This window comes from Enterovibrio sp. QJM3NY_24 (assembly GCF_057786035.1).
Genome location: NZ_CM173519.1, coordinates 1,442,190 through 1,457,147 on the forward strand (window position 1 = coordinate 1,442,190; position 14,958 = coordinate 1,457,147).

Here is a 14,958-nt window from a genome sequence, read left to right on the forward strand (position 1 = left end):
TATCTGATTGTGTAGTGAAGATTGAAATCAAATGGTAACGCCTCAAACCACACTTCGATTTGCGACGTTTAATGTCGCGATGTCTGCTGATCAACCTGATCAGGTATTCAGCTCGCTAAGAAACGCCGACAGTGAGCGATTCAATCGTATTGCTGCCATCATTCAACATTGCCAACCGGATGTGTTGCTTCTGTGCGAGTTCGATCATCACGGTGAAGGGGGTGATGATGGCATGCTGGCGTATTTTCAGTCCCACTACTTAAACCAATCGCAATATGGGCAATGCCCCATCACGTATCCCTTTCAGTACCTTCCTCCTACCAATACAGGGTTACCGCTGTTTGACGGTGAAGAGATTTCTTCCGCGCCTGAACGTGCTCATGGCTTTGGGCGACACCACGGGCAATATGGTTTCATCCTGCTGAGCAAGTATCCGTTGGACATCGATAATGCGCGCAGTTGGCAATCGTTTCTCTGGCAGAGCATGCCCAATACCCGTATGCCACGACATTACTTCGATCATGCCGTGGAACAAAGGCTACGTTTGTCATCCAAAAATCATGTTGCGATCCCAGTGATCGTCGGTGAACATACCGTGCATGTTGTGGCGTGTCATCCCACGCCACCTGTCTTCGACGGTGCAGAAAAGCGAAACCTCAAACGCAATGCTGATGAAATTCGCTTATTGCACGATATCCTGAAAAATGAACCCTATTTGGTTGATGATAAGGGCTTAGTAGGCGGTTTGGCCGAAGGCTCATCATTTGTGGTGATGGGGGATTTGAATGCCGACCCAACAAACGGTGAGGGTGACAAAGCGGTGATTGCCCAATTGATCGGTGATACGCGTATTCAGCCTTTTCCTATCCCCCAAAGTGGCGGAGCGGCGCACTTTGTGCGTGGGCGTCATGTACGAAACAAAAACCAAGCCACTCATCAGCGCGGCTTGCGTTTGGACTACGTGTTGCCATCGAAGGATTTGCAAGTAAAAGAAACGGGGGTGTTCTGGCCTGCGCCAGATGACCAGCTATTGACACTTTTATTGGATGACGTTGGCAAATTTCGTGCTTCTGCCACATCAGATCACCGTCTGGTTTGGGCTGACATTTGCCTGAGTTAGAGAGTGTTGTGCTAGCACTTGGTGAGTTTTCTGCTGAAAACTAAGGCGGTGTGTGAAAGCGTTCAAGATTTCATCGCTTTGCTGAAGATAACGTTCTGCGCATTGTGACTTAAATGTTAACGTGGTCGAGTAACTATGGATCTGTTCAATAGATGGAGTAGCAAGGATGAAAACGATCACCTCACTGGCAGCCGCGATTACCTTAGGCCTGATGTCAGCATCAGCGTCAGCCGCGGCATTTAAGCCTTCTGTGATTTTTGACATGGGTGGTAAGTTCGATAAATCGTTCAACCAAGCCGCCTACACCGGTGCAGAAGCATTTAAAGCGGAAACAGGTGTTAGCTACGGTGAGTTTGAAATCACTAATGAAGCCCAGCGTGAACAAGCGATGCTGCGCATGGCGCAACGTGGCTTTAGCCCAATCGTAGCGGTTGGCTTTCAACAAGCTCCGATCGTAGAAAAAGTGGCGAAGCAATTCCCTAAAACCCAATTTGTCATCATCGATGCTGTGGTTGATCTCCCCAACGTGCGTTCTGTTGTGTTTAAAGAACACGAAGGCTCATTCCTTGTTGGCGCACTGGCGGTGATGAAAAGTGAAAGCGACAAAGTCGGTTTCATTGGCGGTATGGATATCCCGCTGATCCGTAAATTTGCTTGTGGTTATGAGCAAGGCGCGAAATTCCAAGCGGCTGACGCGGACGTTGTTCAGAACATGACGGGCTCAACGCCTGCGGCTTGGAATAACCCAACCAAAGGTGCTGAGCTAGCAAAATCGCAGTTCGATAAAGGCGTAGACGTGGTTTACGCAGCAGCGGGCGGCACCGGTGTTGGTGTTTATCAAGCCGCTGTTGATGAAGGTAAATACGCTGTTGGCGTTGATTCTAACCAAAACTATTTGCACCCAGGTGTGATGCTAACCTCTATGGTCAAGCGTGTTGATGTAGCGGTTCAAGATGCGTTCAACGATGCGCAAAATGGTGAGTTCACCCCTGGCTTGCAAGCACTTGGCTTGAAAGAAGGCGGTGTTGACTGGTCATTGGATGAGTACAACAAAGATCTGGTCACGCCTGAAATGGAAGCGCGTGTTAAGCAGATCCGCGACGATATCATTGCTGGCAAGATCGTGGTTCACGATTACTTCAGCACAGATTCTTGCGAGTATTAATTTAGCGACCTCATTCGCCCCTTGATTTGGCTTATGCCTATCAGGGGGCGTTTTGTATCGCTAGCCTTCGTTGTACCTTCTTTTCCAATCGGATTAAGTAAGCGGTCATAAATTTGCGCAGGAAAAATCGTCAAGAGCAAGGAAGAGAGTGAAGTAAGTAGTTATTCTACCTACAAAATCTCTGACGCCGCCATTGAGGGTTTTAACCAGCAAGAATGACTGAATACTTATTCTGGTTGGTATTAATTGCCAAGGAGCAGGCATGGCAAACCCCGCAATAGAACTGCGTGATATCAACAAACGCTTTGGTGCAGTCCACGCAAACAAAGACATCGACCTCAAAGTGATGCCTGGCACTATTCACGGTATTGTCGGGGAAAATGGGGCGGGAAAATCCACCCTGATGTCTATTCTCTATGGCTTTTATCAAGCCGACTCCGGCACCATCGAAGTGGATGGTTCCATCGTTAAAATCAAAGACTCCCAAAACGCCATTTCTCATGGTATTGGCATGGTGCACCAACATTTTATGTTAGTGGAAACGTTCACCGTGTTAGAAAACGTGATGTTAGGTGCTGAAGGGCACAGCTTACTCAATGTGGCGTCGACCAATGTGCGTGCCGCATTGAAAAAAATCGAAAGTGATTATGGCCTAACCGTTAATCCAGACGCCATTGTTGGCGAGTTGGCGGTGGGCATTCAGCAACGGGTTGAAATCTTGAAAGCGCTGTATCGCGGCGCACGCATTCTTATTCTGGATGAGCCTACGGGTGTGCTGACACCGCAAGAAATCGAACAGTTCTTCGATATCCTCAACACCCTAAAATCTCAGGGTGTGACCATCATTCTGATCACGCACAAACTGAAAGAAATCATGGCGGTCACTGACTCGGTGTCGGTAATGCGTCAAGGTGCGATGGTCGCTCATCGCACCACAGCAGAGACCAGTGTCGACGAATTGGCAGAGCTCATGGTGGGCCGGAAAGTCCTGCTTCGTGTTGATAAAGGCAAGGCCACACCCGGTGAAGAGCGTCTTCGCGTTGAAAGCGTCTCATGGAAAGACAGCCGAGGTGTTAAACGTCTCAAGAACCTAAATTTCAGCCTGCGAGCTGGCGAAATTCTTGGTGTTGCGGGGGTGTCTGGGAATGGTCAGTCGGAACTGTTGTCAGTGTTGTCTGGCGTGACGACGCCACAAGAAGGCGAGATAACGCTAAAAACGGGGAAAGGTGAGCAAACGTTTTCACCTAAAACCAAGCGTAATGCTGGGCTCATGCGTCAACTTAGCGTGGGGCATATACCAGAAGATCGTATTCGCCAAGGGTTAGTGAAAGCCATGCCGGCATCTGAAAGCGCCATATTGGGTTTCCAGCATGATATTGCCTACGGCAAAGGCTTATTGAACCCAGCGGCGATTGAAGCGGCAACACGCAACATGATGGGAAAATACGATGTTCGCCCAGCGGATCCTCATCTGAAATCCGCCAACTTCTCCGGCGGTAACCAACAGAAATTGATTATTGCGCGTGAAATGCTGCGAGAGCCGGATGTGTTGCTTGTCGGGCAGCCAACCCGTGGCGTTGATATTGGTGCGATTGAGTTTATTCACCGCAACCTGATTGCAGCGCGCGATGCGGGTGCAGCGATATTGTTAGTGTCGACAGAACTTGAAGAAATCATGTCTTTGTCTGATCGCATCATTGTATTGGCGGATGGCGAAATCACGGGTGACGTGATTGCCAAAGACACCAATGAACGCCAACTCGGTATTTTGATGGCGAATGCCGCGCAAGAGGAGGGTGCAGCATGAGTGTGGCTCAGCAAAGTGCCCCTGCGTGGGTAAAAGTATTTCTGGTTCCCGCACTGCAACTGACCGTGGCGCTGGTGATCTCTAGCTTAGTGGTACTGATGGTCGGTGAAAGCCCGACAGCCGCGTTCAGTGTGATGATCCAAGGGGCGACAAACTTAGAATATGGTGGCTTAAGCAACACCCTGTATTACGCCACAAACTTTGTGTTTACAGGTTTAGCCGTGGCTGTCGCGTTCCATGCGGGGTTGTTCAATATTGGCGGTGAAGGTCAAGCGTATATCGCAGGGTTAGGCATCGGCATTCTGATGCTGGTGTTGGACGATGTGTTATCCATGTGGCTTATGGCACCACTCGCCATCATTATTGCTGCGGCCTTTGGCGCATTGTGGGGGGCGATTCCAGGCTACCTTCAAGCCAAGCGCGGCTCGCACATCGTGGTAACGACCATCATGTTTAACTTCATTGCTTTCTCGGTAATGGGTTACGCGCTGGTGGAGCACATCGCCAAATATGGCGGTAACTCGACCGATTCACGTTACTTCAATCCTGACGCGGTATTCCCAAAACTTTACGAGTTAGCCGCAAGTTGGGGATATGAACTGCCATTTTCACTTCTTAACCCGTCTATCCTCCTTGCTCTCGTCGTTGCGTATTTGGTGTGGTTGTTGCTGTTCAGAACGCGATTGGGCTATGCCATTCGTGTGGTTGGACAAAACGCCGAAGCGGCAGAATATGCCGGCATTGATGCGAAGAAAATCATTATTATTGCCATGACAATCTCTGGCGCATTAGCCGGATTGATGGCGGTCAATGAGGTCTTTGGCGCTCAAAACCGCCTTATTCTCAACTTCACAGGCGGCTTTGGCTTCATCGGGATCGCTGTTGCGTTGATGGGGCGTAATCACCCGATTGGTATCTTGGTTGCTGCGTTGTTATTTGGCGCGTTATACCAAGGCGGCACGGAGTTGCAGTTCGAAATGCCAAGCCTGAACCCAGAGCTGATCATGGTGATCCAAGGGTTGGTGATTTTCTTCACGGGTGCGTTAGATAGACTCATTCGTAAACCGGTTGAAGGCTTCTTTATGCGCCGCGGCGCGAAAGGTGAGGAGGTTGCCAATGGAACTGTTTAGCTGGATTTTGTCCTCTGCTGACTCCACGCTTCGCTTGGCCGTACCGCTTATTTTCGCTGCAATGGCAGGGATATTCTCTGAGCGTGCTGGTGTGGTGGATATTGGTCTTGAAGGCAAAATGCTGTTTTCAGCCTTTGTGGCTGCAGCGGTATCTTACGTGACGGGCAACCCTTGGTTGGGTTTAACCGCTGCTATTTTGGCATCAATGATGTTGGCGCTGATCCACGGGTACGCCTCAATTACTCAGAAAGGCGATCAGATCATTTCTGGCCTTGCGGTGAATTTCTTCGCCTCGGGGATGACAATCACACTCGGCCATGCGTGGTTTGAGCGTGGCGGTCAAACACCATCGTTAAGTGGAGAACAACGCTTTTTACCGGCTCAACTGCCGGGCGCAGAGTGGATGGGCGATGTTGTGCCCGTGCTAGGTCCGTTTTATCGCGATGTGGTCTCAGGACACAATGTGCTGGTATATCTGGCGTTTGTCGCAGTGATAGTGACCTGGTGGGTATTGTTCAGAACCCGTTTTGGGCTGCGTCTTCGTGCGGTGGGTGAAGAGCCTAACGCCATCGACACCGCGGGTATCTCGGTTGTTTGGCTTCGCTACCGCGCCGTATTAATTGCAGGCTTACTGTGTGGTTTGGCTGGCGCGTATTTGTCGACAGCGCAAAACGCCGCGTTTGGTAAAGAGATGACAGCAGGGCAGGGCTACATCGCGCTGGCGGCGGTTATTTTTGGTAAATGGCAACCAAGAAATGCCTTATTGGCGTGTTTGCTGTTTGGCTTTTTGTCCGCACTGGAAACGCGGATGCAAGGCGTAGACATTCCGTTTGTGGGCGTGTTGCCAACCCAAGTGTTCTCTGCCTTGCCGTATGTGTTAACCGTGGTATTGCTGGCGGGGTTCATTGGTAAAGCGGTTGCACCGAAATCTATTGGGCGGCCTTACGAGAAAGAGCGCTAACGTTTGATTAGCTGGGTTTGATTGGCTTGATTTGATTTGATTTGATTAGCTTTGGTTTGATTAGGTTGGCTTAGGTTAAATTGAAGCAAAAACGCCACCGAAAGGGTGGCGTTGTTTGTTCAGACACCAGCGGTAAAGCGGGTGTGACGACGACAAAGCGAACTTGCGTTATGCGTTGCTGGCGGTCGTGGGTAGAACACGTTTAAGAATATCGGCCAGTGTCACGACACCTACCATTTTTCCATCCTTGCTGACTACCGCCAATTGAACGCTGGCTTCACGCATGCGAGCGAGCGCTTCATATATTGGCATTTTTGAGTCAAGCACATATGCGTTACGCGCAACGTCTCGAGCGGGTTTGTCTGCGGGTTCAAGTAACGTATCACGCACATGAACCACCAGTGGTTTAAGGCCGCTTTTCCCAAACACCAGAATGCGTAAATGCCCTGATTTCATCGCCGCGGCACGCACGTCAGCAACGGTGGCGTTTTTATCGACATGCGCCATCACCTGACCTTCCGTCACCAAGGTTTCAACAGGGATGGAGCTTAGATCAATAAGACCTGACAGTTGTCGCTGAATATTCGGTTTCAGCGTGCCTGTCTTGCCAGAATGTTCAACCAGTTGGCGAATGGTACTTACGTCTTGCCCACCGACAGCTGCGCTTTCAACGGGTTCAACGCCAGACGCTTTGACCAGTCGGTTGGCAATGCTGTTTATCGCTTTTAGTAGCGGACGCAGCGGCCAAACGTAGGCTCTAGCAGCAATACCAATGGCAAGTGCTGATTTTTCTGGGTGTGCAATGGACCAAGATTTCGGCGCCATCTCGCCCACGACTAAGTGCAGGAACGTCACAACAAACAGCGCAAAACCGAAGGCAGCACCATCAGCCGCCCATGCTGGTAAGCCCATGGCGAGAAACACCGGGCCAACCCAATGATCGACCGCAGGCTTTGTCACCGCACCAAGCGCAAATGTACAGAAGGTGATGCCGAGTTGGGCACCTGCCAACATTAGCGTCAGGTCGTTCATACCGCGTAGCGCAGCGCGAGCCGATGCACTTTCTACGGCTACTTCTTCAAGGCGGTGTCGACGCGCCCCCATCAAAGCAAATTCGATAATGACGAAAAAACCACTTAAAACAATAAGGGCAAGTGTCACGATAGTGACGATCAAAGGATCGGTCATTCTTCACCCTCCACGATTTGCTGTTCCACCAGTTTTACGCGCACCTCTGTTGGCACGTGTCGCTCGATACGCAATACCTCGATCTCGAGATGTCGCATGATCGGCTCACCAGACGCGAGCTCGGAAGGATCAATAGGAAGCGCAATATTCACCGTCTCTCCCTCAGCAGGGAGAGCGCCTCGCTCAGCAATCAAGATACCGGCGATGGTTTCTACATCTCCTCGCGGTAAATCATAACCAATCGCACGTTCTACTTCGTCTACGTGAACATCACCTTCCATCAACCAGACATTGTTGCCTTCAGGCACCACAGCATCGGCGCTATCTGCGTCGTGCTCGTCGGTGATTTCGCCCACAATTTCCATCGCCAAATCTTCAATCGTCAACACGCCGGCAAAACCGCCGTATTCGTCGATGACACAGGCCAGTTGGTGGGTAGAGGTTACAAGCTGATCAAGCGCGTTGGGCAGTCGCATCAGCGTTGGCAGCACAGTAGCAGGGCGCATCACTGATTCTGCAGTGTCGTCAGCATGGCCAGCATCGATACGCGCCAGCACATCCGCGAGATGAACCACACCAACCGGAGCGTCATCGTCGTTAACCACTGGATAGCGGGTATGCGCTTGCGCCATCAGCGACACGAGTTCAGTCAATGTGGTTTCTGGTTCAACCCAATCCACTTGCGAACGGGGCACCATAGCGTGTTCCACATCGCGTTCAGGGAAATCAAGGATGCGGTCCATCATCAGTGATAGTTCTACAGGCAAGTCACCGCTATCGCGTGAGTTAGCGATAATATGGTGTAAATCTTCCTCTGATGCGCTGACGTCGAGATCGTGCACGGGCTCAATGCGAACCGCGCGCAGAAGCAAGTTGGCGGACTTGTCGAAGAAGCTGATGAGCAAACCAAACACAGACATGTAAATCAAGGTGGAGCGAGACAACATGCGAGACATTGACTCAGCGTTCGCAATCGCCAGGTTTTTGGGGTAAAGCTCACCCATGATCATTTGAACCACCATCGCAACGACCAAAGTGATAACCGTGCCGATAGCGATGCCAGCCTCAAGCGACAACCCAAAGCCTTGCAATAAGACGCCCATAGATTGGCCGACAAGAGGTTCAGCAGCGAAGCCCAAGACTAAGCCTGTGACCGTGATGCCAAGCTGCGCACCTGACAGCATAAAACTGGTGCGTTTAGTGATTTTTAGCGCGCGTTTTGCGGCTTCATCGCCAGTCGCGGCTAAGGTTGCGAGTCTCGCTCGGTCAACCGCCATGTATGCGAATTCTTGCGCAACGAAATAGCCGTTTGCCGCAATAATTGCCAAAATAAATAAAATGCCGAACAGAAGGGTAATGAGGGGCTCAATCATGCTCGTGTCCTCCCTTGATAACATAAAGCCAGTAAGGGGCGACACAATCGACGAGAGTTGGGGTCCACAAAGTATTCCTAACGTAATAACAGGACGCGCAGTATATTTCCGCGATAACGATTTAGTCTAGTGAATACTCACATTGCACCTTGCAAAGAAAGTGAGACAGGGTGGGCAACCGACCATCACCACCGCATGAATACACCACGTTAGCAGCAAGCAAAGCCTTCCCAACACGCTATTTACCGTTCAACCGCGTTACCGTCTGTTACAAACTATCACTGCACTAAGTGTGGTTTTGAGCCTCCGTAGCAGCAAAAACACCAGTCAAAGGCGACAATCCTTGGCAACAACCGAAGGTAACGACGGGTTTCAGCGGTGCAGTGTGGACTTGCGCAGCAATCTGTATGGAGCGATTTTTGGCGATTGGGATAAAGCGATGATTGATGCAAACCGCCACCGTGTAGGAAGCCGTTTGTGGTGTTGCTTAGATGAGAGTGGAGATCGGTGGTTTGAAAGTGAGCGCAACCCCTTAACCGCTTTTGGGCAATTCCGTGTTAGGGGTAAATTGTAGTGGTTTAATGATCCCGGACACCATTTAAGGTGGTAAAGTCACCACTAAAGAAAGAGGTGTTCCATGACAAGACAACGTCGTTCATTCTCCGCTGAATTTAAACTAGAAGCAGCCTGTTTGGTACTTGACCAAGGGTATTCAATTGCTGAGGCTAGCCGCTCATTAAACGTCGGTGAAACGGGACTCAGACGCTGGGTCACACAACTTGAACAAGAGCGCGGCGGTAGTACGCCAGTTTCCAAAGCCTTAACGCCAGAGCAGCAGAAAATCCAAGAGTTAGAGGCAAGGATCCATCGACTTGAACGAGAAAAATCTATTCTAAAAAAGGCTACTGCTCTCTTGATGTCGGACGAACTCGAACGTACGCGCTGATAGACCAATTGAGAGAGCAAGAACCGGTAGAATTGGTCTGTACTGTGTTCGATATCGCCACGTCGACTTACTATGAGCACTGCCAACGACGCCATGATATTGATGCTGAACGTTTGCATCTTCGTAGCGAGATCAACCGACTGTTTACGCTGAGCAGAAGCTCTGCGGGTAGTCGCACTCTGGTCGGCATGATGTGTGAAATCGGACATAAGATTGGACGATTCAAGGTTCGCCGATTGATGAAAGAGGCACAACTCATCAGCAAGCAACCCGGTTCACATAACTATAAGCAAGCTACGGTTGAACGGCCTGATATTCCCAATCAGCTTGATCGTCAGTTCACTGTCGACGCCCCAAATCAAGTATGGTGCGGCGATATTACCTATATATGGGCGGGTCATCGTTGGTGCTATCTTGCCGTTGTCATTGATCTGTATCGCAGACGGGTTGTCGGTTGGGCCATGTCTGACAGTCCTGATGCGGCATTGGTGACAAAAGCGTTGTCGATGGCGTATGAGCAACGAGGAAAACCAAGTGGCGTGATGTTCCATTCGGATCAAGGCTCCCAATACAGCAGTCGCCAGTTTCGACAACACCTGTGGCGGTATCGGATGACACAAAGCATGAGTCGCCGTGGCAACTGCTGGGACAACGCTCCAATGGAAAGGCTATTTAGAAGTCTAAAATCTGAATGGATACCAGCAACAGGCTATGCATCTTTTGCTGAGGCATCCAAAGATATCAGCCATTACCTGATGAGCTATTACAACTGGAAGAGACCGCATAGTTATAACGGTGGTCTTCCACCTGCGAAAGCTGAAAATCAGCCTAATTTACTGTCCGGAATGAGTTGACCACTACAAATCTCAAAGCAGCTAACTTCGGATGAGTAAACCAAAAACTCGAAGGTTAAAAGTTAAGGAGGGTAGTAGATAGGTTTTTATAATTCATCTACTTCGTGAGTAATGTCGAGGAATCATACATAAATATCACTATGTATTTTGACTGCTAATAAATATGAATTATAGTAAAAACCCATTAATATCAATGGGTAGCAAGGCGAATTTTTGGTTTGTTCGCTGAATAAATTCAATTCGAAAGGATAACGTATCATGGCAGCCTCATTAACTCTTCACCAATTATCCAAAATTCAAGAAATTGCTGATGGTAATAAAGACGTGGCGCACCGTTTGAAAATGGAAGCAGAATCTAAACTGAAAGATATGACCGTTGCATATGTGCTTGGAGCAATATTTGGTGCTTTTGGTGCCCATAGATTGTATGCAGGTCAAACTATGTTGGGTATTCTCCAGTTTGTGTCTGTCATCTTTGTTGTTGGGATTCTTTGGGTTCTAGCTGACGTGGTTTTGACCAAAGGGGTAATTGAGTCTTCAAATGATAAAATAGTCAGCAATGTCATCGACTCATATATTGTTCTCAACGGAAGTAACTGAGTAGAAGCTAAGGCGAAACACTGAATCCACCAGAGTATTGACATCACTATATAAAAAAATGGCACTTTGTGGAAGAAAGTGCCGAATGCAACGGTATTGGACAAAAGTGATTTAGATATATTGCTCAAATAAGTATATATTGAGCTAAGGAAAGTAACTTGAAATCTTAGCTTAGATACTTGTTAGAGCAATGCTCTACTCCGACGACTAGACCTTTTTAAGTACATATCAGTCAGAGCCTTGGCTATTTCACGGAAAACCATTTCATCACGATCCTCATTTAAGACATCTAGGTTATATTTTGCCATTATAGAATTGATAATGCGTTGCTGTTCGCGCTGTATGTCTAATGCACTAATTTGGTCAAACAAAGGTTTTAATTGTTCAATCGCTTTGGATTGAATGCAACCTCGATTGGCAATTACAGATTTTAGATTAAGGTTAGAATCAACATTGCAATCAATTTTTTCTTGCGTGATTGGGTCGATTACGTAGCAGCAAGAAAAACTAGGTCCAGACCCAGGGCAAGATCGCGAACGTTTTTTGGCCATTAAATGATCGATTTGACGATCAGAACTGGTTGTGATCTTATACTCCCTTTTACGGGATAGCCTCATGCACGTTGATCACTTCAAAGACCATTTTCAAATAATTACCGACCAACGCCAAAGTGCCAAGGTCACCTATTGCCTCTTTGAAGTGCTGTTTGGCTCCCTGTGTGCGGTGATTGGCGGCGCTAAAGGTTGGTTTGATATTCGTGAATATATCCTCGGACACCATGACTGGTTTAAACGCAATAAACTTTTCGTGAATCGTGTCCCTGCGGATGACACGATTGCGCGTATCATATCAACGATCGAACCCGAACAATTTCATGAGTGCTTCGTCAGCTGGATGTCATCAATACATACGCTTACAGAAGGCCAAGTAGTTGCTATCGATGGTAAAACACTTCGAGGTTCATACAACCGTGAAGACAGAGCCAGTACCATTCATATGGTCAGTGCCTACGCATCATCGAATAAGCTAGTGCTGGGTCAGCTTAAAACCGAGCAGAAAAGCAATGAAATCACGGCGATCCCTGAGCTAATAAAGATGCTCGATATCAAGGGTGCGCTAGTAACCATTGATGCAATGGCCTGCCAAACTAAGATAGCCAAAGCCATTGTAGAACAAGGCGGAGATTACTTGCTTGCGGTTAAAAATAACCAAGGGAAACTGCGTCAAGCTATAGAAAAAGCTTTCAGCTCCGAGCGTGCAAGTGCAGCGGATAGCATCTCATTCGAAAAGGGTCATGGCCGTATCGAATCTCGCCAGTGCTATGTTTTTGACAGCAAGAAGCTTGAAGGTGATTTTTCACGATGGAAAGCATTAAAAAGCATCGTGATGGTTGAAAATATCCGTTTTATTAAAGAGAAAGGCATCGACTTAGAGTATCGTTATTACATCAGTTCTAAGACGCTTAGCACAGAGCAAGCTGCCATGGCTGTGAGAGAGCACTGGGGCATAGAATCGATGCATTGGGTGCTTGATGTCAGTATGAATGAAGATGCCTGCCAGATATACAAAGCCCACGGTGCAGAGAATTTATCTTGCTTGCGTCATATGAGCTTAAATATGCTTCGAACAGAGCAAACTAAGCTGAGTATTATTGGAAAACAAAAGCGCTGCATGATGAATACATCAATGCTAGAGGGTGTATTAAGGGCTGGCTTGAGCTCGTTGGCGAAAAACTAAACACTCGTGCGGTTGCCCTGGGTCCAGACCATTGTCTGGAAAGCAGTACGGTGAATCTAAATCCACCATATAATTCAACTAAAGATATGGCTAAAGCATCAACTTGAGATGTGTATATAAAGACACGATGATTAATATCTGAAACTTTATATTGTGTTGAAAAAGTGGTGTTTGTATCTGAAAATACTATGTCTTCTATGTTTAAGTCACTTCCATTAATGTATTCAATAACATTGCTAAATTCTCCACTACGTAATCTTTCTGGAGAAACCTTAGTTGCCAGCATTGTTAGGGACATTTTTGCTATTGCTCTTCGATCATTTTCACAAAATGATAATGTCCCACTAATTTCAGCCCCATACTCGGAAACTTCAGTTACTGTTCCCATTTTTAATTTTTTAGTGGATTTGTCATGCGTCTTCAATTTACCTTCAATGATTCTTAATGCCTGCTCTTCGGTATTAGCAACCACACGAAATTTTGTTTCTCCATCTTCTGATTTCCACTGCTTTTCAACTGTACCCATAAGCATTTCACCCGAAGGTAGCAAGTTATAAGACTTACCATTTAACTTAACAACATCCCGTTGCATTGGAGCACTCTTGTTGCGTCCTGTTTTTATATTTAATAAGGTCGAAAGGATGCTGAGTTGTGAAGATAAACCCTCATCGATAGTTTTACCTAAGCGGTTATTACAGGCGGTACAGCAAATATTTTGAGAGATTTTTCGTCCACCTAATGAAGATAAAATTGCATGTTCTTCGGATCCTTTTCCCTGCTCAAATTTTCCATTATTACAATATATATACCCGTGATCATTGAAGATGCTTGATTTTTTAAACGTTCAGGATCATGCTACAGACCATGAAAATATCTCTAACCGATAATCAGAAAAAAGAACTCGAAATCCAACATGATAAAACTCGTGATGGTCGAGTGCGTGACCGCATTAAAGCGGTACTTCTTGCATCTGAAGGTTGGAGTGCCGCAATGATTTCACAAGCTCTGCGTATCCACGAAACAACTGTGCATCGCCACCTTGTTGATTACACATTATCGGCAAAACTAACGCCTTTAAATGGCGGTTCATCAGGCTATCTAACGGTGATTCAAACCATGGCGTTGATAGAGCATCTGACCGAACATACATACCATCACACACATCAAGTCATCGGCTATGTTATTAAACAGTTTGGTGTTCAATACTCGGTTCCTGGAATGAACAAATGGCTGCATCACAATGGTTTCAGCTACAAGATGCCCAAAGGTGTACCTCATAAGTTTGATGAAGCCAAACAGAAAGCCTTTATTGAGGCTTATGAAGCGCTCAAAGCAAGCTGTAGCAAGGATGAGTCGATTCTATTTATCGATGCCGTTCATCCTACTCAAGCGACCAAAATATCTCATGGTTGGATACGAACAGGGCAAGATAAATCGGTTGAAACAACGGGAAGTCGAAGTCGTCTCAACCTGATTGGCGCTTTGAATCTTGCCGATATTGGCGGCACTATCATTAATGATTACGAGACCATAAATAGTGAAAGTATCGTCCGTTTCTTCTGCCAAATCAGAGAGCGTTATCCATTAAGTAACAAGCTCCACATCATCTTAGATGGTGCGGGATATCACCGCAGTGACTTAGTCAAAGATGCGGCGTTTGTCCTTAATATTGAACTGCATTATCTTCCACCTTATAGCCCCAATCTGAATCCAATAGAACGGCTTTGGAAGGTGATGAACGAGCATTCAAGGAATAACGTTTACTTCAAAAATAAACGGGCATTCAGAGATGCAATTGAGACATTTTTCGCGGTAACTCTTCCAGAGATCGCTGGCTCACTAACGTCTCGAATAAATGATAATTTCCAGACTCTAAAATCTGCACCTTCAAGTTAATTGGGTATACAATTTAACATGCTCTCTCTCTTGAATAATGAATAATTAAGCCGTGATCAACGAGCTGACTAATTATTAAATTAATCAACCAAACGCATATTGATTCATTATGAAAACTTGGTCAAGTTCTGATCACTAGAGTAGTGCGGAGTACTGACTCTAAATGACAATGGGGCATAAA

The 14,958-nt window shown here is 47.2% G+C and carries 13 protein-coding genes and 1 pseudogene; 9 read left to right on the plus strand and 5 right to left on the minus strand.

What is annotated here, in order from left to right:
- Positions 1-31 precede the first annotated feature (31 nt).
- The 5 genes from AC3CIC_RS06370 (at position 32) to AC3CIC_RS06390 (ending at position 6,183) form a co-directional block, all read left to right on the plus strand.
- Positions 32-1,120 (plus strand): endonuclease/exonuclease/phosphatase family protein, encoded by a 1,089-nt coding sequence (locus tag AC3CIC_RS06370; RefSeq protein ID WP_488515662.1) that lies wholly within the window; start codon positions 32-34, stop codon positions 1,118-1,120.
- A gap of 166 nt (positions 1,121-1,286) precedes the next feature.
- A complete protein-coding gene (locus tag AC3CIC_RS06375; protein ID WP_488515663.1) occupies positions 1,287-2,285 on the plus strand; it encodes a BMP family lipoprotein in 999 nt (332 codons plus the stop codon).
- A 262-nt stretch (positions 2,286-2,547) separates the two neighbouring features.
- Positions 2,548-4,092 (plus strand): ABC transporter ATP-binding protein, encoded by a 1,545-nt coding sequence (locus tag AC3CIC_RS06380; RefSeq protein ID WP_488515664.1) that lies wholly within the window; start codon positions 2,548-2,550, stop codon positions 4,090-4,092.
- Positions 4,089-5,222: an ABC transporter permease gene (locus AC3CIC_RS06385; protein WP_488515665.1), complete on the plus strand. Its 1,134-nt coding sequence runs from the start codon at positions 4,089-4,091 to the stop codon at positions 5,220-5,222. The genes AC3CIC_RS06380 and AC3CIC_RS06385 overlap by 4 nt, the downstream gene beginning before the upstream one ends.
- Positions 5,209-6,183, plus strand: a complete 975-nt coding sequence (locus AC3CIC_RS06390; protein WP_016958137.1) for an ABC transporter permease — start codon at positions 5,209-5,211, stop codon at positions 6,181-6,183. Before AC3CIC_RS06385 ends, AC3CIC_RS06390 begins: the two co-directional genes overlap by 14 nt.
- A gap of 168 nt (positions 6,184-6,351) precedes the next feature.
- On the opposite strand, the gene AC3CIC_RS06395 is transcribed toward AC3CIC_RS06390, so the two are convergent.
- Together AC3CIC_RS06395 and AC3CIC_RS06400 are read right to left on the minus strand one after the other, a co-directional pair.
- Entirely contained in the window at positions 6,352-7,371 is a 1,020-nt protein-coding gene (locus tag AC3CIC_RS06395; RefSeq protein ID WP_394211934.1) for a CNNM domain-containing protein, read from the minus strand.
- Positions 7,368-8,744, minus strand: coding sequence for a hemolysin family protein (locus tag AC3CIC_RS06400; protein ID WP_488515666.1), 1,377 nt, complete (start codon positions 8,742-8,744; stop codon positions 7,368-7,370). Before AC3CIC_RS06400 ends, AC3CIC_RS06395 begins: the two co-directional genes overlap by 4 nt.
- Before the next feature lie 637 nt (positions 8,745-9,381).
- On the opposite strand from AC3CIC_RS06400, the gene AC3CIC_RS06405 reads away from it, so the two are divergent.
- A protein-coding gene (locus AC3CIC_RS06405) for an IS3 family transposase (RefSeq protein ID WP_488514316.1) occupies positions 9,382-10,544 on the plus strand; the annotation gives its coding sequence in 2 pieces (ribosomal slippage) (positions 9,382-9,637 and positions 9,637-10,544; 1,164 coding nt in all).
- Positions 10,545-10,802: 258 nt separating this feature from the next.
- Positions 10,803-11,144 (plus strand): TM2 domain-containing protein, encoded by a 342-nt coding sequence (locus AC3CIC_RS06410; protein WP_488515667.1) that lies wholly within the window; start codon positions 10,803-10,805, stop codon positions 11,142-11,144.
- Positions 11,145-11,326: 182 nt separating this feature from the next.
- Here AC3CIC_RS06410 and AC3CIC_RS06415 read toward each other — a convergent pair whose 3' ends face one another.
- Positions 11,327-11,695, minus strand: coding sequence for a hypothetical protein (locus tag AC3CIC_RS06415; RefSeq protein WP_488515668.1), 369 nt, complete (start codon positions 11,693-11,695; stop codon positions 11,327-11,329).
- A gap of 64 nt (positions 11,696-11,759) precedes the next feature.
- Here AC3CIC_RS06415 and AC3CIC_RS06420 point away from each other — a divergent pair, with 64 nt between their 5' ends.
- Positions 11,760-12,881: an ISAs1 family transposase gene (locus AC3CIC_RS06420; RefSeq protein ID WP_479637551.1), complete on the plus strand. Its 1,122-nt coding sequence runs from the start codon at positions 11,760-11,762 to the stop codon at positions 12,879-12,881.
- Here AC3CIC_RS06420 and AC3CIC_RS06425 read toward each other — a convergent pair.
- Positions 12,793-13,473 carry a hypothetical protein gene (locus AC3CIC_RS06425; RefSeq protein ID WP_488515669.1) on the minus strand — a complete coding sequence of 227 codons (681 nt, stop codon included), beginning with the start codon at positions 13,471-13,473 and terminating at the stop codon, positions 12,793-12,795. The genes AC3CIC_RS06420 and AC3CIC_RS06425 overlap by 89 nt on opposite strands.
- A gap of 66 nt (positions 13,474-13,539) precedes the next feature.
- Positions 13,540-13,707 (minus strand): annotated as a pseudogene (locus tag AC3CIC_RS06430) (HNH endonuclease); the annotation flags it as partial.
- A 38-nt stretch (positions 13,708-13,745) separates the two neighbouring features.
- Between AC3CIC_RS06430 and AC3CIC_RS06435 the strand changes: the two are divergent.
- Positions 13,746-14,777: an IS630 family transposase gene (locus AC3CIC_RS06435; protein WP_488515638.1), complete on the plus strand. Its 1,032-nt coding sequence runs from the start codon at positions 13,746-13,748 to the stop codon at positions 14,775-14,777.
- Positions 14,778-14,958: the final 181 nt, after the last annotated feature.

Coding starts and splice junctions, on each gene's coding strand:
- AC3CIC_RS06395 (WP_394211934.1), bottom strand. CDS start 7,371: ATGACCGATCCTTTGATCGTCACTATCGTGACACTTGCCCTTATTGTT.
- AC3CIC_RS06420 (WP_479637551.1), top strand. CDS start 11,760: ATGCACGTTGATCACTTCAAAGACCATTTTCAAATAATTACCGACCAA.
- AC3CIC_RS06425 (WP_488515669.1), bottom strand. CDS start 13,473: ATGCAACGGGATGTTGTTAAGTTAAATGGTAAGTCTTATAACTTGCTA.
- AC3CIC_RS06370 (WP_488515662.1), top strand. CDS start 32: ATGGTAACGCCTCAAACCACACTTCGATTTGCGACGTTTAATGTCGCG.
- AC3CIC_RS06390 (WP_016958137.1), top strand. CDS start 5,209: ATGGAACTGTTTAGCTGGATTTTGTCCTCTGCTGACTCCACGCTTCGC.
- AC3CIC_RS06400 (WP_488515666.1), bottom strand. CDS start 8,744: ATGATTGAGCCCCTCATTACCCTTCTGTTCGGCATTTTATTTATTTTG.
- AC3CIC_RS06435 (WP_488515638.1), top strand. CDS start 13,746: ATGAAAATATCTCTAACCGATAATCAGAAAAAAGAACTCGAAATCCAA.
- AC3CIC_RS06380 (WP_488515664.1), top strand. CDS start 2,548: ATGGCAAACCCCGCAATAGAACTGCGTGATATCAACAAACGCTTTGGT.
- AC3CIC_RS06410 (WP_488515667.1), top strand. CDS start 10,803: ATGGCAGCCTCATTAACTCTTCACCAATTATCCAAAATTCAAGAAATT.
- AC3CIC_RS06385 (WP_488515665.1), top strand. CDS start 4,089: ATGAGTGTGGCTCAGCAAAGTGCCCCTGCGTGGGTAAAAGTATTTCTG.
- AC3CIC_RS06415 (WP_488515668.1), bottom strand. CDS start 11,695: ATGGCCAAAAAACGTTCGCGATCTTGCCCTGGGTCTGGACCTAGTTTT.
- AC3CIC_RS06375 (WP_488515663.1), top strand. CDS start 1,287: ATGAAAACGATCACCTCACTGGCAGCCGCGATTACCTTAGGCCTGATG.